This window comes from Pseudomonas sp. WOUb67, assembly GCF_050058005.1.
GTDB lineage: Bacteria > Pseudomonadota > Gammaproteobacteria > Pseudomonadales > Pseudomonadaceae > Aquipseudomonas > Aquipseudomonas putida_R.
Genome location: NZ_CP170112.1, coordinates 2,714,347 through 2,739,928, shown reverse-complemented (window position 1 = coordinate 2,739,928; position 25,582 = coordinate 2,714,347). Strand labels below are relative to the sequence as shown.

Annotated in this window: 20 protein-coding genes; 9 read left to right on the top strand and 11 right to left on the bottom strand. The window is 63.5% G+C overall.

Features of this window, described 5'->3' with window-relative positions:
* The first annotated feature begins 30 nt into the window (after nucleotides 1-30).
* Together ABOC32_RS12250 and ABOC32_RS12245 are read left to right on the top strand one after the other, a co-directional pair.
* Complete coding sequence (locus ABOC32_RS12250) at nucleotides 31-600, top strand: helix-turn-helix domain-containing protein (RefSeq protein ID WP_426811191.1); 570 nt, start codon at nucleotides 31-33, stop codon at nucleotides 598-600.
* A gap of 64 nt (nucleotides 601-664) precedes the next feature.
* Complete coding sequence (locus ABOC32_RS12245) at nucleotides 665-1,231, top strand: HD domain-containing protein (RefSeq protein WP_426811190.1); 567 nt, start codon at nucleotides 665-667, stop codon at nucleotides 1,229-1,231.
* Between the two features lie 110 nt (nucleotides 1,232-1,341).
* Here ABOC32_RS12245 and ABOC32_RS12240 read toward each other — a convergent pair whose 3' ends face one another.
* Nucleotides 1,342-1,779 carry a hypothetical protein gene (locus ABOC32_RS12240; RefSeq protein ID WP_426811189.1) on the bottom strand — a complete coding sequence of 146 codons (438 nt, stop codon included), beginning with the start codon at nucleotides 1,777-1,779 and terminating at the stop codon, nucleotides 1,342-1,344.
* 83 nt (nucleotides 1,780-1,862) lie between these two features.
* On the opposite strand from ABOC32_RS12240, the gene ABOC32_RS12235 reads away from it, so the two are divergent.
* The 7 genes from ABOC32_RS12235 (at nucleotide 1,863) to ABOC32_RS12205 (ending at nucleotide 13,546) form a co-directional block, all read left to right on the top strand.
* On the top strand, nucleotides 1,863-2,222 hold the full coding sequence (locus tag ABOC32_RS12235) for a MerR family transcriptional regulator (RefSeq protein WP_426811188.1): 360 nt from the start codon (nucleotides 1,863-1,865) through the stop codon (nucleotides 2,220-2,222).
* 171 nt (nucleotides 2,223-2,393) lie between these two features.
* Nucleotides 2,394-5,324: an aminotransferase gene (locus ABOC32_RS12230; RefSeq protein ID WP_426811187.1), complete on the top strand. Its 2,931-nt coding sequence runs from the start codon at nucleotides 2,394-2,396 to the stop codon at nucleotides 5,322-5,324.
* Between the two features lie 356 nt (nucleotides 5,325-5,680).
* Nucleotides 5,681-6,586, top strand: coding sequence for a LysR family transcriptional regulator (locus tag ABOC32_RS12225; protein WP_234226851.1), 906 nt, complete (start codon nucleotides 5,681-5,683; stop codon nucleotides 6,584-6,586).
* Nucleotides 6,587-6,641: 55 nt separating this feature from the next.
* Nucleotides 6,642-8,507 carry an FAD-dependent oxidoreductase gene (locus tag ABOC32_RS12220; RefSeq protein ID WP_426811186.1) on the top strand — a complete coding sequence of 622 codons (1,866 nt, stop codon included), beginning with the start codon at nucleotides 6,642-6,644 and terminating at the stop codon, nucleotides 8,505-8,507.
* A 136-nt stretch (nucleotides 8,508-8,643) separates the two neighbouring features.
* Nucleotides 8,644-9,603, top strand: a complete 960-nt coding sequence (locus tag ABOC32_RS12215; protein ID WP_426811185.1) for a hypothetical protein — start codon at nucleotides 8,644-8,646, stop codon at nucleotides 9,601-9,603.
* On the top strand, nucleotides 9,600-12,794 hold the full coding sequence (locus ABOC32_RS12210; RefSeq protein ID WP_426811184.1) for a T6SS effector BTH_I2691 family protein: 3,195 nt from the start codon (nucleotides 9,600-9,602) through the stop codon (nucleotides 12,792-12,794). Before ABOC32_RS12215 ends, ABOC32_RS12210 begins: the two co-directional genes overlap by 4 nt.
* Nucleotides 12,776-13,546: a DUF6708 domain-containing protein gene (locus ABOC32_RS12205; protein WP_426811183.1), complete on the top strand. Its 771-nt coding sequence runs from the start codon at nucleotides 12,776-12,778 to the stop codon at nucleotides 13,544-13,546. The genes ABOC32_RS12210 and ABOC32_RS12205 overlap by 19 nt, the downstream gene beginning before the upstream one ends.
* 120 nt (nucleotides 13,547-13,666) lie before the next feature.
* On the opposite strand, the gene ABOC32_RS12200 is transcribed toward ABOC32_RS12205, so the two are convergent.
* The 10 genes from ABOC32_RS12200 to ABOC32_RS12155 form a co-directional block, all read right to left on the bottom strand.
* Nucleotides 13,667-14,362: a response regulator gene (locus ABOC32_RS12200; RefSeq protein ID WP_426811182.1), complete on the bottom strand. Its 696-nt coding sequence runs from the start codon at nucleotides 14,360-14,362 to the stop codon at nucleotides 13,667-13,669.
* A complete protein-coding gene (locus ABOC32_RS12195; protein WP_426811181.1) occupies nucleotides 14,359-17,013 on the bottom strand; it encodes a DUF4118 domain-containing protein in 2,655 nt (884 codons plus the stop codon). The genes ABOC32_RS12200 and ABOC32_RS12195 overlap by 4 nt, the downstream gene beginning before the upstream one ends.
* A 149-nt stretch (nucleotides 17,014-17,162) precedes the next feature.
* Nucleotides 17,163-17,720, bottom strand: a complete 558-nt coding sequence (gene kdpC / locus ABOC32_RS12190) for a potassium-transporting ATPase subunit KdpC (protein WP_426811180.1) — start codon at nucleotides 17,718-17,720, stop codon at nucleotides 17,163-17,165.
* A 10-nt stretch (nucleotides 17,721-17,730) separates the two neighbouring features.
* Nucleotides 17,731-19,785 carry a potassium-transporting ATPase subunit KdpB gene (kdpB, locus tag ABOC32_RS12185; protein WP_426811179.1) on the bottom strand — a complete coding sequence of 685 codons (2,055 nt, stop codon included), beginning with the start codon at nucleotides 19,783-19,785 and terminating at the stop codon, nucleotides 17,731-17,733.
* Between the two features lie 9 nt (nucleotides 19,786-19,794).
* Nucleotides 19,795-21,489, bottom strand: coding sequence for a potassium-transporting ATPase subunit KdpA (gene kdpA / locus ABOC32_RS12180; protein ID WP_426811178.1), 1,695 nt, complete (start codon nucleotides 21,487-21,489; stop codon nucleotides 19,795-19,797).
* A gap of 9 nt (nucleotides 21,490-21,498) precedes the next feature.
* Nucleotides 21,499-21,588, bottom strand: coding sequence for a K(+)-transporting ATPase subunit F (gene kdpF, locus ABOC32_RS12175; protein ID WP_003251485.1), 90 nt, complete (start codon nucleotides 21,586-21,588; stop codon nucleotides 21,499-21,501).
* A 325-nt stretch (nucleotides 21,589-21,913) separates the two neighbouring features.
* The gene (locus tag ABOC32_RS12170; RefSeq protein ID WP_426811177.1) at nucleotides 21,914-22,966 is read right to left on the bottom strand and encodes an AI-2E family transporter; all 1,053 of its coding nucleotides are present in this window, start codon (nucleotides 22,964-22,966) and stop codon (nucleotides 21,914-21,916) included.
* 12 nt (nucleotides 22,967-22,978) lie between these two features.
* Nucleotides 22,979-23,773, bottom strand: coding sequence for a DUF4892 domain-containing protein (locus ABOC32_RS12165; protein WP_426811176.1), 795 nt, complete (start codon nucleotides 23,771-23,773; stop codon nucleotides 22,979-22,981).
* Between the two features lie 109 nt (nucleotides 23,774-23,882).
* Nucleotides 23,883-24,737: an alpha/beta hydrolase gene (locus ABOC32_RS12160; RefSeq protein WP_426811175.1), complete on the bottom strand. Its 855-nt coding sequence runs from the start codon at nucleotides 24,735-24,737 to the stop codon at nucleotides 23,883-23,885.
* Entirely contained in the window at nucleotides 24,734-25,522 is a 789-nt protein-coding gene (locus tag ABOC32_RS12155) for an alpha/beta fold hydrolase (RefSeq protein ID WP_426811174.1), read from the bottom strand. The genes ABOC32_RS12160 and ABOC32_RS12155 overlap by 4 nt, the downstream gene beginning before the upstream one ends.
* Nucleotides 25,523-25,582 lie beyond the last annotated feature (60 nt).

Genomic DNA, 25,582 nt, shown 5'->3' with positions numbered 1-25,582 from the left:
CGCAAGAGCGCGTCAGCCAGGAACACACACATGAATCCCTCACCTTCACTACGCAACACCCCCATCGGCCCGATGCTAAAGCACTGGCGCATGTTGAACCGGGTCAAACAGTTGCATGCCGCGCAGATGTTCGGGGTGTGCCAGTCGACCATATCTCGCTGGGAGTCCGGCGCGCAGGACGCCGAGCCCGAGCAGCGGGCGCGTATCGAAGCCTTGCTCAAAGCCAGGCTCAGCAGCGCCGCGGACCACGCACTGGCGCGCCTTGTATCAGGTAGCTCGCAACCTGTGCACCTAGTGTGCGACATCACCCACCGCCTGCTGGCCTGCTCATCTTCCCGCGAGGCTGAGTTCAGTGTGCCCGTCGCTGATCTGCTGGGTGTCTCGCTGTGGCCATTCGCAACAGAGGAAATCGCCAGCCAGGAACAACGCCTGGCAGGCATTGGCTGGCGCGACAACCTGGCCTCCCCGGCGCTGGAGTTCGCTACCGGCACGAATGACTCGGCACTGATACCTATCCAGCACAGCCTGTGCCGTTGGACCCGATTCACCCTGTCGGATGGCTCGACCGCGAGGCTGGTCGAAACCCTGGCGCATATTTAATGCGTGGACGCCGGCAAGCGGCGAGCCGATGATTTACCTCTGCACCAGCAAGAGGTCACCCGTCGTGCCGAATCACAACCTTCATGGAAAACTCGAATTCCTGCGCCAAGCCGAAAAGCTCAAGAGCGTGACACGCAGTGCCCACACGTCCACAGGCCGGCGTGAAAGCACGGCCGAGCACAGTTGGCGGCTGGCGTTGCTGGCGCTGGTGTTCGAAGAAGAGCTGGGTGATGTCGATATCTGCAAGGTGCTCAAGCTGTGCCTGGTTCACGACCTTGGGGAAGCGTTGAGTGGTGATGTGCCTGCGCCGCAAGCGCATACGGCGCCAGACAAAGGCATGAACGAGCGGCAGGACCTGATTGCCATGACTTCGATGCTGGAGCCCTCGATGCAGGGCACCATCGTTGGCTTGTTCGATGAGTACGAGGCGGCAGCTTCGCCTGAAGCCAAAGTGGTCAAGGCACTCGACAAGATCGAAACCCTCCTGCAGCACACCCAAGGCGATAACCCGCCCGATTTCGACTACGCGTTCAATCTTGAATACGGTCGCCAATATACCGATGCCATTCCGTTCCTGGCCTCGTTGAGGCACGCAATCGACGAGGAAACACGCAAACGCATGACCCGATAGCACGGCCTTTGTGGGAGCGGGCATGCCCGCGAACACCGGCGTAGCCGGTGCCATCCAGCGCGTCGCCTGCTTCGCGGGCTTGCCCGCTCCCACAGTAATCGCGCCAGCCTTCAGATTTCGCGCAAGACAGTTGATTCCACAGGGGTTGCGTGCGCTCGTGAAACCGGTGCCAGCTGGGCAATCGCCCAGATCACTTCCAGCAGCAAAATGCCCCAAATCAACGCCGATCCGCCATTGAGCAACGCATACACCTGCCACGCAGAAAACAGCACCCTTCCCGCCGCATCGTATCGCCCGAACCGCTGCTCCGGGTGGCGAATCCGCAGCCACGCCCACACGCACACGATCGACCCCATCAGGTTGGCCATCATCATGTGCATCGGCCCGAACGCCGGTATATCACCCGCCAAACCAAGCCCGTCATGCAGCCCGCTCAACCAGCCATGCAACAGGGCAAAGCTCCAGGGCGTTGCGAAGCCGATGGTCACGACGAGGTCGTAGATCCCGCTGGCTCGCACCAGCTTGCGATACTGCGTTTTGCTCCACATGTTCACTGCCCTCTGAATCAACGAAGGCAGCAGGCTAAACCGTGGAGTATGCTCCAAGGTCAAGCCGGAACAAGGAGATTGCCGTGCGTATTGGAGAACTGGCGCAGGTCTGTGGCGTCAGCCGCGACACCCTGCGTTTTTACGAAGAGCGAGGGTTGATCCAGGCCCGGCGGCTGGCCAATGGTTACCGCGACTACCCCGACGAGACCGCCCAACTGGTCGTGTTCATCCGCACGGCGCAACGCCTGGGGTTCAGCCTGAACGAGATAGGCAGCAACGTTGAGCAGTTGTGGCAGTCCGCCGAGCCAGACCAGGCAGTGGAAGCGTTGCTGCGTGACAAACTGGCTCTGGTCGAACAGCGGATGGATGAACTACAGGCGTTAAGGGCTACGTTGATGCAACGATTGACGCTGAAGTGCCCGCTGCGCCCAAGTCTGGAATGAAAGCTTGCAGTGGTTTTATCCAGTTTTATAAATGACCAATAATTATTGGCTGCCAATAATTTCCATAATTCAGCGTCGTCATCAGATTTCCTGACAACAATCGTCTTTCATCATCAGCCAGGTTGGGCATAAATTCTCACCGTTCACTCCCAGCAGCAACGGTAGAGCCTCATGTCCAGCCCAAAGTACCCGTCCGCCTCCCCTGCCCTGACCACGCTGATCAGCCGTTCCGGCCTGCCCAGCCCCTCACTCAGAGAAGCGCAGGCACACGCCGTATTGCAGGCACACTATGGTCTCGACGGTGACCTGGCAGCATTGGGCAGCCAACAGGACCTCAACTTCCGCGTGGACACGCCACAAGGCCGCTATGTGCTCAAAGCCTGCCACGGTAGCTATGCCCAACTTGAGCTTGAAGCGCAACATGCCGCCCTGACCTACCTGCGCGAACAGGGCTTGCCGGTACCCGCCGTGCGACCCGCTAGCAACGGCGAAGGCTTACTGGCACTGGGCATCGACGCACAACCCCTGCGCCTGCGCCTGCTCGATTACATCGAAGGCCAGCCGCTGACCCGCCTCAAGCACATGGAGCCCCGCCTGATGGCAGAACTGGGCGGGCTGTGTGCGAAGCTGGACAAGGCCCTGGCCGATTTCGATCACCCAGGCCTTGCGCGCACGCTGCAATGGGACCCGCAGCATGCCCAGGCACTGATCGATCACCTGCTGCCGGTGCTGCAGGACAGCGGGCAGCGCGCCCGCATCGAACACGCCACGCGCCAGGCCAGCGAGCGCCTGATGCCGCTGGCTGATCAACTGCCAAGTCAGGCCGTGCACCTGGACATCACCGACGACAACACCGTGTGGGCCCGTGACGACCAGCGTCAGTGGCAACTGCAAGGCGTGATAGATTTCGGCGACCTGCTGCGCACCTGGCGCATCGCCGACCTGTCAGTGACCTGCGCTGCGCTGTTGCACCACGCCGAGGGTGACCCACTGCGCATCCTGCCAGCCGTGCAGGCCTACCAGGCGCTCAACCCGCTGACCGATGCCGAACTGCGGGCCTTGTGGCCGTTGGTGCTGAACCGCGCTGCCGTACTGGTGCTGAGCAGCGAACAGCAGCTCGCCGTCGACCCGGGCAACCAGTACACCCGCGACAACATTGCCCACGAGTGGGAAATTTTCGACACTGCGACCGCCGTGCCTTTCGCCCTGATGGAGGCGGCCATCCTGCAGGCAGCGGGCCTGCACCCCACGGTGCCAGACCTGACCGGTTGCGCCCCCCTGCTCCCCGAGCTGGCCGGCCAGGCTGTGACGCGGGTCGACCTGGGCGTGCTCAGCATCCATTGCGAGGCCGGCAACTGGGAGCAACCCGGTTTCGACCAGCACCTGCTGAGTTCGCAAGCCGCGCCGGCCTGCAGCCTGCACGGGCAATATCGCCTGTCGCAAACCCACATCGACCGCCCCGAAGAGCCCGCCACCTGCGCCCTCGGTGTTGAACTGCACGTGCCCAACGGCAGCCAGGTACAAGCGCCAGAGGCCGGCACCTGGCAGCGCCATGGCGACGGCCGTGGCTGCCTGCGTACCGCGCACTGGGCGTTGTGGCTGCAGGGGCTGGAAGACGCACCGGCAGACGGCCAGGCCGTGGAAAAAGGCCAGTCCCTGGGCAGCAGTTGTGGCTTCTTCAGCGTGCAGTTGTGCCTGGATAACGGCATTCAGCCGCCGTTCTTCGCTACCCCTTCCCAAGCTGCCGCCTGGCTGGCCCTGTGCCCGTCGCCAGCCGCACTGCTGGGCTTCGATTGCGATGCCGAGCCGCTACCCGATCCGCAAGCCCTGCTGGCCCGACGCGACGCCAGCTTCGCCCGCTCGCAGAAGCACTACTACGCGCAGCCGCCACACATCGAACGCGGCTGGCGCAACTACCTGATCGACATGCAGGGCCGTTCGTACCTGGACATGCTCAACAACGTCGCGGTACTGGGCCATGGCCACCCGCGCATGGTCGCCGAGTCGGCGCGGCAGTGGTCGCTGCTGAACACCAACTCGCGCTTCCATTACGCCGCCATCACCGAGTTCTCCGAACGCCTGCTGGCGCTGGCACCCGAAGGTTTCGACCGGGTATTCATGGTCAACAGCGGTACTGAAGCCAACGACCTGGCGATTCGCCTGGCCTGGGCCTACAGCGGTGGGCGTGACTTGTTGAGCGTGCTGGAGGCCTACCACGGCTGGTCGGTGGCCACCGACGCCATTTCCACGTCCATCGCCGACAACCCGCAAGCCCTGGAAACCCGCCCGGACTGGGTGCACCCGGTCGAGGCGCCGAACACCTTCCGCGGTCGTTTCCGCGGTGCCGACAGCGCCGCCGACTACCTGCAGGACGTGGACGCCAAGCTGGCTGACCTGGATGCCCGTGGCCGCCAGTTGGCGGGCATCATCTGCGAGCCGGTGTACGGCAATGCCGGCGGCATCTCGTTGCCGGCCGGCTACCTGAGCGACGCCTACGCCAAGGTCCGCGCCCGTGGCGGCGTGTGCATCGCCGACGAGGTGCAGGTGGGTTATGGCCGCCTGGGCGAATACTTCTGGGGTTTCGAGGAGCAGGGCGTGGTGCCCGACATCATCACCATGGCCAAGGGCATGGGCAACGGCCAGCCGCTGGGCGTGGTCATCACCCGCCGCGAAATCGCCGAGGCGCTGGAGGCCGAGGGTTACTTCTTCTCCTCGGCCGGTGGCAGCCCGGTCAGCTGCCGCATCGGCATGGCAGTGCTGGACGTGATGCAGGAAGAAGGCCTGTGGGACAACGCCCGCGACACCGGGCGCTACTTCAAGGCCCGCCTGCAGGCGCTGGTCGACAAGCACCCGCTGGCGGGCGCGGCACATGGTTCGGGCTTCTACCTGGGGCTGGAACTGGTGCGCGACCGCGCAACCCTGGAGCCGGCCACCGAAGAAACCATGACGCTGTGCAACCGCCTGCGTGACCTGGGCATCTTCATGCAGCCGACCGGCGACTACCTGAACATCCTCAAGATCAAACCACCGATGTGCACCACCCGGGCGAGCGTGGACTACTTTGTCGACTGTATTGACCGGGTGCTGGGGGAAGGGTTGTAAGGTGTCTGCCTTGAGTGTTGTGGTGTAACGGAAATCGAGCGCCGCCCGCGCGGCGCATCGCGAGCTGCGCTCGCTCCTACGTTTGTTTCGAGCCAATAACGCCTGTGACAGGTGCGCGCGACTCCCTGGTTTGTACGACGTGATTTCGAGACATGCGCCAAAGCGTTCGCGCGCATATCCCACCGGCAGAATTGGCCCGAAATAAACGTAGGAGCGAGCGCAGCTCGCGATGCGCCGCGCGGGCGGCGCTCGATCTCACAGACAGCAAAAATACCGCGCCGAGCACCCCCAAAAGCCAATTCGCATGTTCAAATGAACACCCCATACTTGCCCCTCCCTCATCTGGCTTACTGACAATGGCCTTTACCAGCGACTCCCTGGCAATCTTCCTAGCGGTGCTGGATGCCGGCTCGTTCTCCGCCGCCGCCCGCAAGCTGGGCCGTGTACCTTCGGCCGTCAGCATGGCAATCGCCCAACTGGAAGCGGAGCTGGACATGCCGCTGTTCGACCGGGCCACACGCAAAGCCTTGCCCACCAGCGCCGCCCTGGCGCTGGAACCCCAGGCCAGGCAGGTGATCTGCCAGCTCAACCTGCTGGATGCCCAGGCCCTGCAACTGCACAAGGGCCTGGAAAAACGCCTGACCATCGCCATGGCGCCCGAACTGCAAACCGGCCGCTGGAGCCAGCCACTGCAAACCCTCGCCCAGGAATTTCCCAGCCTGGAAATCGAGGTGCGTTCGGCCACCCAGACCGAAGCCATTCGCCTGTTGCATGACGGCAGTGTGCAACTGGCACTGGTGTTCGAGCGGCCCGGCATCGACGAGCGTGAGTCGTTCCTCGAAGCCGGCAGCCAACTGCTGGTGGCCGTCGCCTCACCACGCCATCCGGCCGGGCAGAACAGCGGTACACCAATGCCTGAGGAAGCCTTCGCCGAACAACGGCAGATCATCGTAGCCTCGGGCAAGGCCACCGGGTCGGACCCGCGCATGGTGCTGTCGCGGCGCATCTGGCTGACCGACAGCTACCTGGCCACGCTGGACCTGGTGCAGTCCGGGCTGGGCTGGGCCTACCTGCCACAGCCGCTGGTTGAACCGCTGATTGCTTCGGGCGCACTGGCCGAGGTGCGCTTTGACAACATGGCCAGCCGCCTGCGCCTGTGGGTGGACATCATCTGGATCAAGTCACGCCCGCTAGGCCTGGGCGCCAGGCGTTACCTGGACGTCATGCGCCAATGCTTTGAAACAGAATCCCCAAGGTCCTGAGCCATAGCCGACTACGCTTCGAGCAAGCCAATGGTTACCCGGTAAGGACACTGACATGACCATCACCCGCCGCGACTTCCTCAATGGCGTAGCCCTCACCCTCGGTGCAGGGCTCACCCCGCTGCAAATACTCCAGGCCGCGCCGTCCGGCCGCTATTACCCGCCCGCCCTCACCGGGCTGCGCGGCAGCCACCCAGGTGCGTTCGAAGTGGCGCACCAGATGGGCTGGGAAAAGCAGGTATTCGACACCAGCAGCCTGAAGGTAGAGGAGCAGTACGATCTGGTGGTGGTCGGCGCCGGCATCAGTGGCCTGTCCGCTGCCTGGTTCTACCGGCAACAGCACCCGAACGCGCGCGTGCTGATCATCGAAAACCACGACGACTTCGGCGGCCACGCCAAGCGCAACGAATTCCAGGCGGGCAGCCAGATGATCCTCGGCTACGGCGGCAGCGAGGCCTTCCAGTCGCCCAAGCACCTTTACAGCGCTACGGTGAACGGCCTGCTCAAGCAACTGAACGTGGACGTAGACCGTTTCCAGACCGCTTTCGACCGAAACTTCTACCCCAACCTCGGCTTGTCCCGTGGCGTGTTCTTCGACCAAGCCGGCTTTGGCGAAGCGAAGCTGGTCAGTGGTGACCCTACGCCCATGGTTGCCGACGACATCGCCCCGGACAAACTCAACGCGCGCAGCTGGCGCGCGTTCATCGGCGACTTCCCACTGCCCGATGCCGACCGCCAGGCATTGATCGATCTGCACGAGGCACCCCGCGACTACCTGGCGGGCAAGAGCCTTGAACAGAAAGAGGCGTATCTGGCGAAGACCAGCTATCAAGACTTTCTGCGCAAGGACGTCGGCCTGAGTGAAGCCGCAGCGCGCTACTTCCTCAGCCGCACCAACGACTTTTCTGCGCTGAGCATCGATGCCGTGGCCGCCGCCGACGCCTATGGTGTGGGCTTCCCAGGCTTTGCCGCCATGGGCCTCGCACCGGTCAGCGAAGCGCTGAAAGCAGAAATGGAAGAGCCCTACATCTATCACTTCCCCGACGGCAACGCCTCGCTGGCACGGCTGCTGGTGCGTAGCCTGATACCCGCTGTAGCGCCCGGCAACAACATGAACGACATCGTCCTGGCACCCTTCGATTACGCCAGGCTGGACGTGGCACAAAGCCCGGTGCGCCTGCGCCTGAACAGCACGGCGGTCAGCGTCGGCAACCGCAACGGTGGCGTCGACATCGGCTACAGCCGGGCCGGGCGGTTGCACCGGGTACAGGGCAAGCACTGCATACTGGCCTGCTACAACATGATGATTCCCTACCTGCTGCGCGACCTCTCCGCCGAGCAGGCCCACGCCTTGGCGCAGAACGTGAAGTTCCCGTTGGTGTACACCAAAGTGGTGATTCGCAACTGGCGCAGTTTCATGAAATTGGGCGTGCACGAAATCTATGCACCGAACCAGCCCTACAGCCGCGTCAAGCTGGATTACCCGGTGGACATCGGCGGCTACAGCCATCCCCGCGACCCCGACCAGCCCATCGGCCTGCACATGGTCTACGTACCGACCACGCCGAACGCGGGCCTGGATGCCCGCAGCCAGGCCCGCATTGGGCGCAGCAAGCTATACGCCATGAATTTCGAGCAGATGGAAGGCATGGTTCGCGACCAGCTACAGGCCATGCTGGGGCCGGCGGGTTTCGACTACCACAAGGATGTCCAGGCCATCACCATCAACCGTTGGCCGCATGGTTACGCATACTATGCCAACAGCTTGTTCGATGACGAAGAAGCGAGTGAAAAGCTGATGAACCTTGCGCGCCAGAAGGTCGGCAATGTTGCCATCGCCAACTCCGATGCAGCGTGGGAGGCCTATGCGCATGCGGCGATAGATGAAGCGTCACGAGCGGTCAACGAGTTGCTCGCGTAACGCCGGCAGGGGCTGCCTGGTGCAGCCTCGTCCGAAAACGAAATGTCCTACAGCACGTTAGGAAGCCGATAACTCCCTACAGAATTGATTCCTCGTTAGATTTCTGCTCGCCATCAAGAAGACAAAGGAACTTCTCATGTCGAGCCAGTCCGCGCAGGGCTACCTGCAGTGGGTCGATCGCTTCGCGACCCAGCTGCGCCAACCAGAAGAAGCCCTCTATCTTCTTCTGGACCCGTTTGCCGGGTGCCCCACAGAGCACCCGTTAAGCATTGCATCGCTCACCGAGACACTGGGTAGCGATGCCGTAGTGCGCGTCGATAGCCACGGGCTGGTCCAAAACCCGCACGACTGGCCAGCCCTGGTGCAGATCGCCAAACCCGGCGCAGCGCCCACATCCCTTGCTGCACTCAGCGCGGCCTACGCCGCACGTGAGGCAACGGCCACCTGGCATTATGTGTGCGGCTGGCTGCTCAGCGAGTACCCCGCCGACCTCATCGTCCACCACATCAGCCAGCAATGCCATGTGCTGCACCAACCGCCGCCGCACGGCATCACGGCTTGGTTCGAACCTGTACGCCTGGTCTTGCTGCGCGCGACCATGCCCCACGCGGGCCAAATGCTTGGGCCCATTCGTAGCTGGCTGCACCCCGACGGTTGTGGCAGTTGCGCGGTGTTAGAACGGCAACCGCTGGCTGGCGAACTGGTCGTCCCCGAAGCGGCAAGGGCTACCCAGCACATCGCGCCACAGATCATTCAACTGCTCGGTGCCTGGCGTCGCTTGAATGCCGTGCAGCAATCCTACGCACCCTGGCAATTCGCAGGCCCTACAGGCTTGCCGGAAAACGCGCCCGTCCATGCCATGAACCTGATACTCAAGGCCTTCAGGCACGGCCTTCGCGACCGTGCCGATATCCAGTGCCTGTGCCTGCATCTGGTCATGATCCACCCACTGCTCCTACAGCACCCCACCATCCAGCACGACGTTGCACAGGCAGCAGCTGGCGTACAACGCCTGGCATCGCGTTTCGCTCGCTACGACGACCGCGCCTGGTCGAACATCGTGACAGCGCTGCCGCAGGCAAGGAGTTATTCATGAGCATCAACAAAGCCGTCCACATTGCCATGCAGGAAGAGATACCCAACACGTATGGGAGCTGTAATGCCTGCGAACGCTCCGGCCTGCCGATCATGCTGCTGCGCGAGGCCTACGCCCCTCGCCCAGATACAGGGCGCCCCTATCGCCTGGCGGACGACAGCGAAATCACCTTCCACCCGATGCATACCGACCAGTTGCGCCTGCTCCGCCAGGGTTATGTCTACGTGCTGCTCGACCAGCAAATCTGGCAGGCCTACGCGGTGGCGGCAGAAGGCACCTTGCAGCGTTTCCCTGTGTCGCAGATGCCCTTGGGGCCGCCAAGGTCATTGCCCAAGGTGTGCGCCACCGAAGGGCACGATGTGATCGCCTCATTCATCAACATCAATACCCTGCTCTACCGCAAAGCCTGGATCGCCTTCGCCAACGATCCCTGGCCCCTTGCCGTACTCGACCGTTATCGCAAAGGCATTGCCGACGGTGACCCGGGCACCCTCGCCCGCTTCGTCGAGGTAGACCTGGACACCGCGCGCAACGACCCTGCCAGCATCGGCATTGCCATGACCGACAGTTTCCGCTTCGGCATGGAAAACGTGCTGGAGTTTTCGACGTTTTCCTCAGCCAGGTTTACCAGCGTTCATGGCTTTTACAGCCGCTTTGGCAAATGGACCGAAACCAATAACCACGTGCGCAAGGTCATCGCGCAGGAACAACTGCCCAACGGCGTGCTGGCACTGACGCTGCCCGACCCGGTCGGCCTGGTGATGGAACTGAACGCACAACGCACGGGTTGGGTGCGGGCCATGCAGGAATGGCGGGCGCAACCCCAGCGGCACTTCGAATACTTCACCTCGCAGGCGTTGTTGGGCATCCAGCAATTGCACGCCGCCACCGCCGCCACGCAAGGGGCCGAGGACGCTGAACGTGAGGCCCGGAAGGTCGCGCAGTGGAACAAAACCCCGCTCGCGGCCAAAACGCATCTACCCGCCGTGGACATCGAAGCACAGACCGCGCGCAACACCGCACGCAAACAGCGGGAAGCACGTGAGCGGCTGGAAAAGCGCTACGACGAAAGCGCCCGCGCGGCTTTCCAGGCCGACTACGACCGCGAACTGAAAAACTGGCAGTCGATGGTCGACCAGGTGGGCAAGCTGTATGCGCACCACTACGCCAAACGTGCGTTTCAGCAAATCGGCTATTTCGACTATGACGCGAAAGATCCTGTTTCGGTCGAACACTTCATCCAGATGATGGCCGCCTGTCTGGCCGGCGGGCCCACCGAAGCGCTACCCGCAGAAGGCCAGCCGCTCGGCATGACCCAGCATATCTGGCAGCAGCTTCTGGAAGACGAACGCAGCCTGCTTTACCAGGCGCTGCTGGCCAAGGACCAGAAGCTGATGCAGCAGGTGGCCAGCGCGCTGTCCGGCGATGACTTCGGCAAGGTGTACGAGGTCATCAAAGGCATCGCCGGCACTGCCGATGGCCAGTTGCTGATGATCAAACCGATACAGGATGCCATTGGCCAGTTGCTGGCCGCGACCAACAGCGCTGGGAATGCACTCAGCCAGCATCTCAGTGAACGGACCAAGACCCTGATCGGCCATGTGCATCGTTCGGCATTTGCACTGTTCGCCGGGCAGCAGGTGACACCGCTGCGGGTGTCGCTGACAGTGGGCGAATACATGAGCTTGCTCAATGAAGCCGTGCAGATAAGGACTGATGCGTTTCTGCAGCAGGTAGACAAGCAATTCCGTGACCCCGTGGGGCGCAAGGTGCGCGCCATGGTGCTGAGTGGCGCGATCAATATTGCGGCAGCGGGCAACCGCAACCAACTGATCGAAGTGGTGCTCTGGACATTTGAAAGTGCCGAGAGTTTGCAGGCGCGGTTGGTGCAGTTACGGGAGGGTGCGGCCGGTGGCGTCGGGGCACTGGTAAGGAGTGTGGCGATTGGCGCGGGTACGCTGGGCGCTCAGGTTACCGGCGGATTGAAAGTCAGTTCGATGGCCGCGCAGAGCGTGGCAAGTGATGCCATGCGCAGCTTGCGGGATGCGGCAGCCAGCACAGGAAGCGTCCGCTTGCTCCTTGCCTTGGGCAGTATGTGGTTTCAGCAAGACAGTCTGGGAAAGAACTATCGGACGTTGCAGGAAACACATCAGAAAAATCCAGAGGCGCTTGCGGCGGTCTGGTCTTCATCGCTTGGCTTGATAGGTGCAAGTGTCGAAGCGGCAGGGCTTGTTGTTGCACTCGTACGCCCTAACATACCCTGGCCCGGAGCAGTGACAACTACTTCCTTGGGAGCCGGTATTGCCAGATACGGCGGCGGCATTGCAGCGATTGCTGGTTTCATGGATGGTGCACAGTATTTCTTCGCCAGCTTGCGCGCTCATAAGAATGGAGATTTAACGTCAGTAGGTTGGTACAGGATTGCGGGCACAGTGGCGGGCGCCTCCGCGTTTGCAGGTCTACTTGGGGCCTTTGGGTCCGCCACGCTATTTGGCCCAATCGGTTTAGCCATCGTCCTAGGGCTGGCCGCCTATGCAATAGCCTCACATGCAAAACGACGTGAATCCACTCCAACAGAGCTTTGGGCTCGCCAAAGCAGGTGGGGACTTTCTGAAAACAATCGTCTCTGGACCGGAGCCAAGCACCTTGATCTTGCAATTGGCGCTTTAAATGCGGCAGTGATAGGAGTCCAAGCCGACGTCTCCATCAAAACCCAACTTACTAACCACTCAAGCTTTCAAACAGACGCACCGAAAGGAATGATTATTGGCAACGAATCAGCGGTAGCCGCGGCATACATGCTGAACTATTACATCCTCCTGCCTCATTATGCTGAAGGCAAGTCTCGCTACGAGTGGCAACTGAACATTCACCGCACCGGAGCCGACGAGGAAACCATGATTCTATCAGGTGAAAGTTCTCCCGATACCCAGTTGCAGATCAACCTACCAAAAGGCAAAGGGGTCTTTGCTCACATCAGTAATCCACAACCGCTGGTGCGTACCAATACCAGTGCGCTGACCATACAGGGAACACTGCCTTTACTGGAAAATCACCGTATCAACGCCATTGAACTAACCCTCTACTACTGGCCGGACAAGCAGGATATACATGGCCATGCACGTGTCATCGTGAAAGAGAACAATATTAACAGTCCGGAACCCCTTATAAAATGGCCAGCCCCTTATTGAACCCCGCCTGCCCAGGCTGGAAGGAAGACTTACCCAACCCCTACACAATTCCTTCAGTAGCAAAAACTTTGGGGAATCAGATACCCAACCACCAGTGCCTGACTTATCTGGAGATTCCCCGACAAAGCGTTTCATCACGAGGACTGATTTCAGTATTCGCCTTTTTTCTAATCATGTTCTTGATTTTTAGCCTTTACATGATGGCACTGACATTCAACCCGAGAGACACTGAATCCCTGCTGCTCTCAGCATTTGAAATTCTACTGGTATCATGGATGGTTACTATAGGTCTTCGCATGGATATTTCTCCTCCCCGCGATGAACCCATCAGGTTCAACCGTGCCCGCCAGAAAATCTACGCTTACAACTTCAAACGCCACTGGTGGAACCCCTTCGACAAAGGCAAAGTCGTGCCCGTCAGTTACGACTGGTCCCAAGTCCGCGCCGAGCGCTGGTCACAAACCGGCGCCCTGCCAAACGGTGGGGTCATTTTCAAATGGGGTGTCATGCTCTCCATCGTCGCGCCGGGCACGAACAACGTCATCGACCGCTTTCACCTGAGTACCATGGGCGCCGACCAGCACGCCTGGGCCTACATCTGCACCTATATGCAGGAGGGACCCTCAGCACTGCCCCCACCCGGTGAGCCCAAGGACCATAACGATGTGCTCTGGTGTGAGTTCGCCCTGCGCCTGGCACCTCGAGTCGTGTGGCCCACAGAAATGGATCTGGAGTCGAGAACAGCACCCTGAACCTACCAGGATCCTGTGGGAGCGGGTTCACCCGCGAACACCGGCGAAGCCGGTGCCATGCGCTGCGTTGTATTCTTCGCGGGTAAACCCGCTCCCACAGGATGCGCGCTTTGTCCTGAATCAGGTAGAAGGCGCCACCAACCTGTACCCTACCCCCGCCTCGGTAATGATGAACCGTGGCGCCGTGGGGTCATCGCCCAGCTTCTGGCGCACATGCCCGACCACGATCCGCAGGTAATGGGTGTCTTCCACATGGGTAGGCCCCCAGATGTCCTTGAGCAATTGCTGCTGGGTAATTACCCGCCCCGGGTGCCCGGCCAATAGCGCCAGCAAGGCATACTCCTTGCGCGTCAACGCCACTTCCACACCGTCCAGGGTCACCCGGCGAAAAGCAAAATCCACGGTCAGCGGCCCAAAGCTGGCCGCCACTTCCGAACTACCGGCCTGTGGCACCTGGCGTAGCAGGGCCCGTACCCGCGCCAGAAATTCCTGGATGCCAAACGGCTTGGTCACATAGTCGTTGGCCCCGCCGTCCAGCGCATCCACCTTTTGTACCTCACTGGCACGCACCGACAACACCATCACCGGCACCGCGCTCCATTCGCGCAGTTCACGCAGCACCTGCTGGCCGTCCATGTCTGGCAGGCCCAGGTCGAGCACCACCAGGTCCGGCTTGCCCAGTGCTGCCTGGGCCAGCCCTTCCTGGCCGGTAGCGGCTTCGAGCACCTTGTAGCCCTGCGAGGCCAGGCTGATACGCAGGAACTTGCGGATCTGCGGTTCATCGTCGATGACCAACAGGGTGGCGGACTGGCTCATGGGGTTTCGCTTTCAGCTTCTGGTTGAGGGGGTAGCGGCAAGCATAAAGTGATGCCGGTGCCCTGGCCATCGATGCCTTCGCCCACCAGAATCTGCCCGCCATGGGCGCCGATCATGCCCTGGCAGATGGCCAGCCCCAGGCCAGTGCCCTGCCCGCCGCGGTCACCACGGGCAGCGGTATAGAACATGTCGAAGATCTTCTCGCGGTCGGCGACCGGAATGCCGGGGCCCTGGTCGCTGACGGTAAAGCGCAGCTGGTCTTCATGCACGGCCACTTGCAGCTCAAGCCGACCATTGCCCGGGGAAAAGCGTGCGGCGTTTTCCAGCACATTGACCAGCGCCTGTTCGATCAGCGCCGCATGCACGAACAGCAACGGCAGCTCGGCCGGCACGTCGGTGTGCACCCGCAGTGGCGCCAGCACGACGCGCAGGCGGTTGAGGGCACTGCCGACGATGTCGGCCGGGGCTACCCAGTCGCGGGCCAGCTTGAGGCCACCGTGGCCCAGGCGGGTCATGTCCAGCAGGTTCTGGATGTAGCGGTCGAGGCGTTCGGCCTCGTTGCGGGTGCCTTCCAACAGCTCGCGACGGTCTTCAGGCGGGATCGCTTCGCCCAACGCCAGCAGGCTGTCGATGCTGCCGCCCATGGCGGTCAACGGCGTGCGCAGGTCGTGGGACACGGAGGCCAGCAAGGCACTGCGCAGTTGCTCGGTTTCGCCATGCAGGCGCGCGGCCTCCAGTTGTTCAGCCAAGCGGGCGCGGGCCAGGGCCTGGGCCAGCGGCTGGCCAAGGGCGGTGAGCAGCCGCCGGCGTGGGTCGCTGAGCGGCTGCCCGTTGCGTGGGCGCACCCCCAGCAGCGCCAAAGGCTGTTCGTCCACCGCCAGCGGCCACCACCACCAGCGGCCATTGGGCAAGGTATCGCTGCCATGGCCAGCGGCCTGGCCGTGCTGCCAGGCCCAATCGGCGGCAGCCCGTTCGGTGTCACTGAAGGCGTGGGCTTCGCCGCTGGCCACCTGCAACTGGCCTTCGGCGTTGCGCTCCAGCAAGCACACCTGCATGTCCTGCCAGCCGTCCAGGTGCTGGCCGGCGGCATTGAACACGGCCTGCTGGTCGGTGGCCACGGTCAGCCGACGCGACAGGTCGAGCAGTTGGCTGGTCTGCGCCTGGGTTTCGCGCAGCGCCTGCAACTGGCGGCGCTGGCGGGCGGCCAGGTTGCCGGTAAGCGCGGCCATCAGCAGGAAGAACACCAGCGTCAGCACGTCTTCTTCGCGCTGGATGCTGAACGAGAAGTTGGGCGGGATGAACAGGAAGTCGTAGGTCAGGAACGACAGCGCGGCACAGGCCAGCGCCGGCCCCAGGCTGCTGCGCACTGCCACCAGCAACACTGCGGCCAGGAACACCAGCGAGATGTTGGGCAGTGCCAGCACACTCGATACCGCCCAAGCCAGCCCCGCCGCCATGACTGTGGCCAGCAGCGCCAACAGGTAGTGGCGCCACACCCACACCCGCCGCACCGCCGACCGCGGCGCTTGCGGCTGCACGTCGCGGTCCAGCACGTTGATTTCCAGGCCATGGCTTTCGCGCAGCAGCCGCGCGGCCACACCGGCACCGAACAGGCGCCGGCGCAGGCGGTCACGGGACTGCCCCACCAGCACCAGGCTGGCCCGCCGTTCGGCGGCATGCTGGATCAACGTGCGCGCCACTTCGCCAGCCCTTAGCAGCACCACTTCGCCGCCCAGGCGCTCGGCCAGTTGCTGCGCGGCCTGCAAGCGGTGACGTGCGGTTTCGTCGCGCAGGCGGCCGTTGTCCACATGCACCAGGCTCCAGGGCAGGTGGCGGCGTTGCGCCACGCGGCTGGCATGGCGCACCAGGCGCTCAGCCTGGTCGTCGCCATCCACACCCACCAGCAAGCGCCCGCGCAGGGCTGGGGCTTCCTGGCCGCGCTGGCGATAGCCGTGGGCCAGGTCGGCATCGACCTGCGCGGCGGCGGTCTGCATGGCCAGTTCGCGCAGGGCGGTGAGGTTGGTTTGCGAGAAGTATGCATCGATGGCCGCCCGCGCCTGCTCGGGCACGTACACCTTGCCTTCACGCAGGCGTTCGAGCAGTTCGCGCGGTGGCAGGTCGATCAGCACCAGTTCGAAGGCTTCCTGCAGCACCCAGTCCGGCAGGGTTTCACGCACTTGTACGCCCGTGATGTCGCGCACCTTGTCGTTCAGGCTTTCCAGGTGCTGGACGTTGACCGTGGTGTACACGTCGATGCCGGCGGCCAGCAGCTCCTGCACATCCTGCCAGCGCTTGGCGTGGCGGCTGCCGGGGGCGTTGGTGTGGGCCAGTTCGTCGACCAGGGCCAAGGCCGGCGCGGCCTTGAGCAGGCCGTCGAGGTCCATTTCCTCTAAGGTGACGCCACGGTACTGGCTGCGCAGCAAGGGCTGCTGATGCAGCCCACCGAGCAACGCTTCGGTTTCGGCGCGGCCATGGGTTTCGACCACTGCGGCCTGCACGTGCACGCCCTGGCGTTGCTGGGCGTGGGCGGCCTGGAGCATGGCGAAGGTCTTGCCGACGCCGGGGGCGGCGCCGAGGAACACCTTCAGCCGACCCCGGCCGGTGCGCGGGAGGTTAGCCAACAGCGCATCTGCGCGGGCGGAATCACTCATGTTTCATCCTTTGCTAGTTCCAGCAATCGGCCAATTCAGGCACAAACACCTTACCTGTTGGAGCGGGTTCACCCGCGAATACGGCAGTGGCACCACCATCGCATTCGCGGGTAAACCCGCTCCCACAGGGTCCCTGCCAGCGCTTCAATTCATCTGACGATGGCGAGATTTTCCAAGGCCTGGTTCAGCGCCAGCACATTCACCACCGGCGGGCCGATCAATGGGTGGAGGGTGGCCTCTTCCTGCAAGGCTTGCAAGCGCTCCACCGGCAGTTTCCGCGCCGCCGCCACACGCGGGATCTGGTAGGCAACGGCCTCTGGCGGCAAGTGCGGGTCGAGGCCGCTGCCCGAGGTGGTCAGCAACGCCTGCGGCACCGGCCCCTGCTGCACCTGATACAGCACAGCCGCCTCCTCCTTGACCCGCTCCGCCAGCGCCGAGTTGCTTGGCGAAAGGTTGCTGGCACCGCTGGCCACCGTGGCGTAAGCGCCTGCCGAAGGCCGCGCATGGAACCAGCCATCGCCCTTGAAATCCTGGGCGATCAATGCCGAACCGCGCACCTGGCCCTGGTCATCCCGCACCAGGCTGCCATTGGCCTGTTGCGGAAACACAACCTGGGCGATGCCGGTGACTGCCAGCGGATACAGGGCGCCGGTCACCAGCGTCATCAACAGGGCCAGGCTCAACGCCGGGCGTACATAAGCATTCATGGCGGCCTCCTCAGACCAGGTTCAGGGCATTGAGCAGCAGGTCGATCAGCTTGATCCCGGCAAACGGCACCACAATGCCGCCCAGCCCGTAGATCAGCAGGTTGCGCCGCAACAGGTGCGCCGCACTGGCCGCCTGCACGCGTACGCCACGCAACGCCAGCGGGATCAGCACGATGATGATCAGCGCGTTGAACACGATGGCCGACAGGATCGCGCTCTGCGGGCTGGCCAGGTGCATCAGGTTGAGCACGCCCAGCTGCGGGTAGATGGCCGCAAACAGTGCCGGCAGGATGGCGAAGTACTTGGCCACGTCGTTGGCAATCGAGAACGTGGTAAGCGCACCGCGGGTCACCAGCAACTCCTTGCCCACCCGCACCACATCCAGCAGCTTGGTCGGGTCGCTGTCCAGGTCGACCATGTTGGCCGCCTCGCGCGCGGCCTGGGTGCCGTCGTTCATGGCCATGCCCACATCGGCCTGGGCCAGTGCCGGGGCGTCGTTGGCGCCGTCGCCGCACATGGCCACCAGGCGGCCGTCGTTCTGCTCCTGACGAATGCGCGCCAGCTTCTTCTCGGGCGTGGCCTCGGCCAGTACGTCATCCACACCCGCTTCGGCGGCGATGGCAGCGGCAGTCAACGGGTTGTCACCGGTCACCATGACCGTGCGGATGCCCAGCTTGCGCAGTTCGGCGAAGCGCTCGCGGATGCCGGGCTTGACCACATCCTTGAGGTGGATCACCCCAAGCAGGCGCTTGTCGATACACACCAGCAGCGGTGTGCCACCGCTCTGGGCAATACGCTCCACTTCGCGGGCCAAAGCCGGGGGCATTTCCAGGCGTTGCATGCCGACGAATGCCAGCACGACATCGACCGCGCCCTTGCGGTAGCGGTGCTGCTGGTAGTCGATGCCCGACAGGCGCGTTTCGGCGCTGAAGGCCACAGCCTCGAACTGCCCGGCGGCTGGCTCGACGAAGTCGTGCAACTGGCGCAGGTACTCGACAATCGACTTGCCCTCGGCGGTATCGTCAGCCAGCGAGGCCAGCAAGGCGCCCTCCCCCAGTTCCTTGGCAGCAATGCCCGGTGCTGCATGCAGCGCGCTGCAACGGCGGTTGCCGAAGGTGATGGTGCCGGTCTTGTCGAGCATCAGCGTATGCACGTCGCCGGCGGCCTCGACCGCGCGACCCGAGCGGGCGATGACGTTCAGCCGCACCAGCCGGTCCATGCCGGCGATGCCGATGGCCGACAGCAGGCCGCCGATGGTGGTGGGGATCAGCGTCACCAGCAACGCAGCCAGGAAGATCAGCGGCAGGCTGCCACCCACAAAGTGGGCGAACGGCTGCAAGGTCACCACCACGATCAGGAAGATCAGGGTCAGGCCGATCAGCAGGATGTCGAGGGCGATCTCGTTGGGGGTCTTCTGTCGCTTGGCACCTTCGACCAGGGCAATCATACGGTCCAGGGTCGACTCGCCCGGGTTGCTGGTAATGCGGATCAGCAGCCAGTCGGAGACCAGTCGTGTATTGCCGGTCACCGCCGAGCGGTCGCCGCCGGACTCGCGGATCACGGGTGCGGACTCGCCGGTAATGGCGGCCTCGTTGACCGCTGCGATGCCTTCAAGCACCTCGCCGTCACCGGGGATCATTTCGCCGGCAACCACACGTACCACGTCGTCCTTGCGCAACGCGCCAGCTGCGACGGTCTCGTAGCTGCCATCACGCTGGCGACGCTGAGCCGTGAGGCCTTGGCTGCCAGCCTTGAGGCTGTCGGCGCGGGCCTTGCCACGGCCTTCGGCGAGGGCTTCGGCGAAGTTGGCGAATAGCACGGTAAACCACAGCCACAGGGCGATCTGCACGGCAACACCCGTGCTGACGCCATTGCCGGGGGCGAAGCACAGCACGGTGGTGAGCACTGCGGTCAGGGCCACCACCAGCATCACCGGCGAGCGCTTGAGCTGGCGCGGGTCGAGTTTGACGAACGCCTGCACCAGCGCCGGTCGCCACAGCGCGGCGAAGCGGGTCTGGTCCTTGGCAGTGTGCCGGGTATTCACTTCAGGAATGGGCATGTTCATGATCGGTCCTCAAAAACCCAGACTCAGGTGTTCGGCGATTGGCCCAAGGGCCAGGGTCGGCAGAAAGGTCAGGCCACCGACCAGCAGGATGGTCACCAGCAGCAGGCCGGTGAACAGCGGGCCATGGGTAGGGAAGCTGTTCTGCCCTTGTGGGGCGCTTTTCTTCGCCGCCAGGCTGCCGGCCAAGGCCAGGATCGGCAGGATGTAGCCAAAGCGGCCGATGAGCATGGCCAGGCCGATCATCAGGTTGTGGTACACCGTGTTGGCGCCAAAACCGGCAAACGCCGAGCCGTTGTTGGCCGTGCCCGAGGTGTAGGCGTACAGCAGCTGGCTGAAACCGTGCGCCCCCGGGTTGCTGATTGCCCCCGCCGGGCCTGGCAGGCTGGCGGCAATGGCGCCAAGTACCAGCACGCCGACCGGCATCACCAGCAGGGTCGCCACCAGCAACTGCACCTCACGGGCCTGCAGTTTCTTGCCCAGGTATTCCGGGGTGCGGCCAATCATCAGCCCGGCCAGGAACACCGCGATCAGAACGAACAGCAGCATGCCGTAAAGACCTGCCCCGACGCCGCCGAAGATCACCTCGCCGACCATCATGTTGACCATCGCCACCATGCCGGTCAGCGGGTTCAGGCTGTCGTGCATGGCGTTGACCGAGCCGTTCGAGGCCGCGGTGGTGGTGACCGTCCACAGCACCGAGCCGGTGGTGCCGAAGCGGCTTTCCTTGCCCTCCAGGGGGGCCGTCTGCTGCACCTGCGGGCTCTGCAGCGCGGGGTTGGGTTGATGCTCGGACCACAACGCCGTGCTGCCACCGATCAGGAACAGGGCAAGCATGCAGGCGAGGATGGCGCGGCTCTGGCGCAAGTCCTTCACGTAGTGGCCGAAGGTGAACACCAAGGCCACCGGAATGAGGATGATCGACGCCACCTCGAACAGGTTGCTCCACGCCGTGGGGTTTTCGAACGGGTGCGCCGAGTTGACGCCGAAGAAGCCGCCGCCATTGGTGCCCAGTTGCTTGATGGCGATCTGGCTGGCAGCCGGGCCCAGTGGAATGGTCTGGTCAGCACCTTGCAAGGTCAGCGCATGGGCATAGTCGGCAAAGGTCTGCGGCACGCCCTGCCATACCAGCAACAGCGCCAGCAGCACGCACAGTGGCAGCAAGCCGTAGAGGGTGGCACGGGTCATGTCGACCCAAAAGTTGCCCAACGTCGACGTGCTGCGCCGGGCAATGCCACGGCACAACGCCACCAGCACGGCCAGCCCGGTGGCAGCACTGACAAAGTTCTGCACGGTCAGGCCGAGCATCTGGCTCAAGTAGCTGACCGAGGCCTCACCGCTGTAGGCCTGCCAGTTGGTGTTGGTCACGAAACTGACGGCGGTATTGAACGCCAGCGACCATTCCTGGCCTGGCAGGTGCTGCGGGTTGAGCGGCAGGTAGCCCTGCAACAACAGCACGGCGAACAGCAGCAGGAACCCCACCAGGTTGAAGGCCAGCACGGCCAAGGTGTACTGCCGCCAGTTCTGCTCCTGGCTGGGGTTCACCCCTGCCAGCCGGTAGCAACCCTGCTCGACCGGGCCGAGCAGTGGCGACAGCCAGGTGCGCTGGCCTTCCATGACCTTGAAGTAGAACCGCCCAAGCCACGGTGCCGGTAGCAGCACGATGGCAAAGAACGCCAGGAGCAAGGCGAAATCGTAACTGTGCATGGTCGCTCCCTAGCTGCGATCGGCGCGCAGCAGCGCCACCAGCAGATAAAACGCCAAGGCCACTGCCAGCAGCAGTGACAGCCCGTCGAGCATGTTCATGTTCATGAGTGGTTCTCCCCGTGGTGCGGCTTGGGCCGCTTTGGGGAAATTGTCTTAGGGAGGGGCGTAAAGGGGCGAGATCGGGGGGTGGGGGTGGGTATAAAGAATGCGTAAAGATCAGCTATTGGGGCTGCCTGTGCTGGCCTCTTCAGTCTATTTCAAGGCACACACAAGCCGTGTAGGAGCAGCCTTGTGCTGCGAAGAGGCCCTTGCAACCCAAGACAATCTTTAGCCTTACCGGCCTCTTCGCAGCACAAGGCTGCTCCTACAGGTACAACACAGGCCTTGAAGACTGTGCACTACCTGTGAAAGGGCCGGCGCAGGCTTACTGCGCAGGCGGCTGCTGGGCGGCGTTGCGGCTCCAGTCCAGCAGCAGGCTGTAACCGACCGCCAGCAAGGTCGGCCCGATGAACAGGCCAATGAAGCCGAAGGCAAGCAAGCCACCGAATACACCCAGCAGCACGATCACCAGCGGCAGGTTGCCGCCACGGCTGATCAGGTACGGCTTGAGCACGTTGTCCACGCCGCTGATGACGAAGGTGCCCCAGATACCCAGGAACACTGCCATGCCGTACTCGCCCTTCCACACCAGCCACCCGGTGGCCGGGATCCAGGCCAGTGGCGGGCCCATGGGGATAAGGCTGAGCATGAAGGTCACCAGGCCCAGCACGATCGCCCCGGGCACCCCGGCGATCAGGAAGCCGATCAACGCCAGCAGGCCCTGTGCGGCCGCTGTGCCAATTACACCGTTGACCACCCGCTGCACGGTACCGGCTACCAGCTCCAGGTAATACTCGGCGCGCTCGCCCATCAGCCGGTGCAGCAAGCGCAACACGAATGCCGCCAGGCGTGGCCCGTCTCGGTAGAAGAAGAACACGAACACCAGGCTCAAGGTCAGTTCCAGCACGCCGCTGCCGATCTGCGCACTGCGCGCCAGCAACCAGTTGCCCACCTGCCCGAAGTAGGGTTTGACCGAGGCCAGCAAGGCCGCGCCCTGCTGGTCCAGGGATTGCCACCAGTTGACCAGCCGCTCGCCAACAAACGGTATGCCACCCAGCCAGGCCGGGGCGTCGGGCAGGCCGTCGACCTGCACGTCACGTACAAACGCCGTGGCATCGCGAATGTGATCGGCCAGGTTGAACCCCAGCCACACCAGCGGCAGGGCCACGATCAGGATCCAGGCGAGGGTCAACAGGCTGGCCGCCAGGGTTTCACGCCCACCCAGCACGCGCGTCAGCAAGCGCATCAACGGCCAACTGGCAAAGGCCAGGATGGCCCCCCACAGCAATGCCGAAATGAACGGTGCCATCACCCACAGGCCGGCCCCCAGTAACGCCAGCAGCAGAATCTGGACCAGCAGGCGATCATTGTTAACCATGGTGGCGCTCGTTCAACGGATCAGTTCAAGGTGCAGGCCGTCTGTAGGCGCACTGCCGACCTCAAGCCGGCCATTGCGCACACCGGCCTTGACCAGCGCCTCGCGCCAGGCTTCGGCCTGGGCGCCACTGAGGCTGGCGCGCAAGGTGCTGTCGAGGTTCAGGCTGCGGGCCAGCAGGTTCACCCAGGTGTCTTGCGGTGCAGCAAGGTCAGGGTAGTCGAGCTTGCCGGTGTCGCGCATTTCGCGCAGCACCGTGGCGGCGGTTGGCAGCAGCTCGCCCAGCGGGCTGCCAGCGACGAACTCCTCCACATGCAGGTAGGCGCGGCGGTTGCCACGGGTGACGCTGTACAGCGCGACCAGGGTGTCGGCCTCTTCTGCCGAGCGGCGCAGCAGGATGAACGCCTGCTGCTCGTCGCCACCGTTGAGGCGGGCGTTGGCGAACACATCGTTGGCCCACAGGCTGGCCTCGCCGCAATCGCGGCCCTGGCACCAGAACAACGGGTAACCACCGTCGCGCTGCAGTTCTTCGCGGGCACTGGTGAAGGCTTCACGGGCTGTGCGTTCGACCGGCAGTTCGTAGGTTACCGAACTGACCTGGCCGCGGCTCTCGACCTTGTCCTCGACCCTCAGGCGACCGCTGATCTTGCGCAGCGGGCCCATGGGGTAGACGCGCTCCTGCTCCACGGTCGGGCGCTGGTCGACGACCTTGCCGTCCACCGGTACCGGCAGGCTGCCGGCCCACAACACAGGGCTGGCCAGCGCCAGGCAGGCGGCGACAGCAATACGGATCGCAACAGGCGCGCTCATTGGCGAACCAGGCGGCGCGCGGCGCCGAGATGAAGCTCCAGGATGTCTGGCAGTTGCATGGTTGTCTCCCTGTTCAACCCGCCAAGCCTCGACACTTGTCCGGTGCAAGTCAAGCAAAGCCAAAGAAGCGATTGATACAGTCTGCGACAAGGGCCGCGCCCTGCTCATCATTCAGGTGCAGGTGATGGCCACCGGGCAGCGTCACCTGCTCAAAGGGTAGCTGCTCCAGCAAGGCGGCGTGACGCGCCAGCATGCCGTCGGCGGCTATCACCAACAGCGCCGGGCAGCTCACCCGGCGCACGTAGGCCATGGCCTGGGCCTCACTCAAACGCACCGGCGATGGCAGGGTGAGGCGGCTGTCACTGCGCCAGCTGTAACCACCGGGCACCGGCATCAGGCCACGCTGCGCCAGCAGTTCGGCAGCCTCGCGGCTGACCGCGACCATGCCTTTCATGCGCGCATGCACGCCTTCTTCCAGCGTTGCATACACCGACTTGCGTTTACCATCCAGCCGCAGCTGGGCTTGCAGTGCCATACCCAAGCGCTCGCCTGCGTCCTGCTCGGCACCGGTCGGCGGGATGACGCCGTCGATCAACGCCAGGTGGCTGACCCGGTCGGGCAAGGCACCGGCCAGTTGTACCGAAATGATTGCGCCCAGCGAGTGGCCCAACAGGGCGAAACGCCGCCAACCCAGCTGTTCGGCAACCCGCAGCACGTCGTGCGCATAATCGGCCAAGGCATAGCCGGCGCCAGGCGGGCGATGTTCCGAGTAACCGTGCCCGGCCAGGTCCAGGGCGACAATGCGCAGGCCTTTCAGTTGCGGCGCCAGGCGGGCGAAACTGTTGGCGTTATCCAGCCAGCCATGCAGGGCGATCACCGGCAGCCCATCCTCGGGGCCGAACAAGTGCGCAGCCAGTTCGATATGGCCCAGGCTCAGGCGCACTTCCTCCACCTGCGCGCTCATGCCTGGCTCCAGCGGTCGAACAGGCCCTTGATCAGGCTGGCGGTATCGGTCGGGCGCTCCAGCGGGAACATGTGCCCGCCGGGCACACTGTGGTATTCGCCTTTGGGCATGCCGCGCACCGCCAGGGTGTGGTGACGGCGAATCACGTTGCTGCGCTCGCCGTGCACCATGGCCAACGGCACCTGCAACTGTCGCGCAGGGGCGGGGCTGGTGTGCGGGATGCTGCGGTAGATGCTGATTTCGGTCGCCGGATCGAAGCGCAGTTGCAGCCCCTGTTCCATCGCCTGCAGGCCGTGTTCTACATAGGCTTCGAGGCAATCGGGGTCAAAATGGCGAAACAGTGATTTGCCGGCAAAATAGTCGCGGGCACTGTCGCGGTCATTGAAGACTTCGCGGCGCCCCAGCGTGCGGCCGGCCGGGGTGATGCGGTCAATGAAGCCGAAACGCTTGGCGGTGCGCAGCAGCCACTGGTCGGCACGGGTGAGCACCGGCGAGTCGAGCATTACCACGCCGCGGTAGTACTCGGGGCGGCGCAAGGCAGCGTGCAGGTGCAACACACCCCCCAGCGAATGCCCGACACCCCAGACGGGCTGGTCCTGCTGCGCCAGGTGATGCAGCAGCTCATCGACCAGGCTCTGCCAGTTGTCGTCCACCGGAAAGCGCGGATCGTGCCCGTGCTGGGCCAGGTGCTGTACCTGGTAGTCCGGCGCCAGGGCAGCGAACAGCTTGCCGTAGGTGGCCGAGGGGAAACCGTTGGCATGAGCGAAGAAGATCTGCTGCGACATGGCGCCTGGTCCGGACGAAAGATGATGGCTCATTGTCGGCATCGGGACGCGATTCAGCAA

Excerpts from the sequence above, each read along its gene's own strand:
- kdpA (WP_426811178.1), bottom strand. The coding sequence starts at position 21,489 with ATGCACAGTTACGATTTCGCCTTGCTCCTGGCGTTCTTTGCCATCGTG.
- ABOC32_RS12220 (WP_426811186.1), top strand. The coding sequence starts at position 6,642 with ATGACCATCACCCGCCGCGACTTCCTCAATGGCGTAGCCCTCACCCTC.
- kdpF (WP_003251485.1), bottom strand. The coding sequence starts at position 21,588 with ATGAACATGCTCGACGGGCTGTCACTGCTGCTGGCAGTGGCCTTGGCG.
- ABOC32_RS12200 (WP_426811182.1), bottom strand. The coding sequence starts at position 14,362 with ATGAGCCAGTCCGCCACCCTGTTGGTCATCGACGATGAACCGCAGATC.
- ABOC32_RS12195 (WP_426811181.1), bottom strand. The coding sequence starts at position 17,013 with ATGAGTGATTCCGCCCGCGCAGATGCGCTGTTGGCTAACCTCCCGCGC.
- kdpC (WP_426811180.1), bottom strand. The coding sequence starts at position 17,720 with ATGAATGCTTATGTACGCCCGGCGTTGAGCCTGGCCCTGTTGATGACG.
- ABOC32_RS12210 (WP_426811184.1), top strand. The coding sequence starts at position 9,600 with ATGAGCATCAACAAAGCCGTCCACATTGCCATGCAGGAAGAGATACCC.
- ABOC32_RS12155 (WP_426811174.1), bottom strand. The coding sequence starts at position 25,522 with ATGTCGCAGCAGATCTTCTTCGCTCATGCCAACGGTTTCCCCTCGGCC.
- ABOC32_RS12215 (WP_426811185.1), top strand. The coding sequence starts at position 8,644 with ATGTCGAGCCAGTCCGCGCAGGGCTACCTGCAGTGGGTCGATCGCTTC.
- ABOC32_RS12225 (WP_234226851.1), top strand. The coding sequence starts at position 5,681 with ATGGCCTTTACCAGCGACTCCCTGGCAATCTTCCTAGCGGTGCTGGAT.
- ABOC32_RS12250 (WP_426811191.1), top strand. The coding sequence starts at position 31 with ATGAATCCCTCACCTTCACTACGCAACACCCCCATCGGCCCGATGCTA.
- ABOC32_RS12170 (WP_426811177.1), bottom strand. The coding sequence starts at position 22,966 with ATGGTTAACAATGATCGCCTGCTGGTCCAGATTCTGCTGCTGGCGTTA.
- ABOC32_RS12165 (WP_426811176.1), bottom strand. The coding sequence starts at position 23,773 with ATGAGCGCGCCTGTTGCGATCCGTATTGCTGTCGCCGCCTGCCTGGCG.
- ABOC32_RS12160 (WP_426811175.1), bottom strand. The coding sequence starts at position 24,737 with ATGAGCGCGCAGGTGGAGGAAGTGCGCCTGAGCCTGGGCCATATCGAA.
- ABOC32_RS12240 (WP_426811189.1), bottom strand. The coding sequence starts at position 1,779 with ATGTGGAGCAAAACGCAGTATCGCAAGCTGGTGCGAGCCAGCGGGATC.
- ABOC32_RS12205 (WP_426811183.1), top strand. The coding sequence starts at position 12,776 with ATGGCCAGCCCCTTATTGAACCCCGCCTGCCCAGGCTGGAAGGAAGAC.
- kdpB (WP_426811179.1), bottom strand. The coding sequence starts at position 19,785 with ATGAACATGCCCATTCCTGAAGTGAATACCCGGCACACTGCCAAGGAC.
- ABOC32_RS12230 (WP_426811187.1), top strand. The coding sequence starts at position 2,394 with ATGTCCAGCCCAAAGTACCCGTCCGCCTCCCCTGCCCTGACCACGCTG.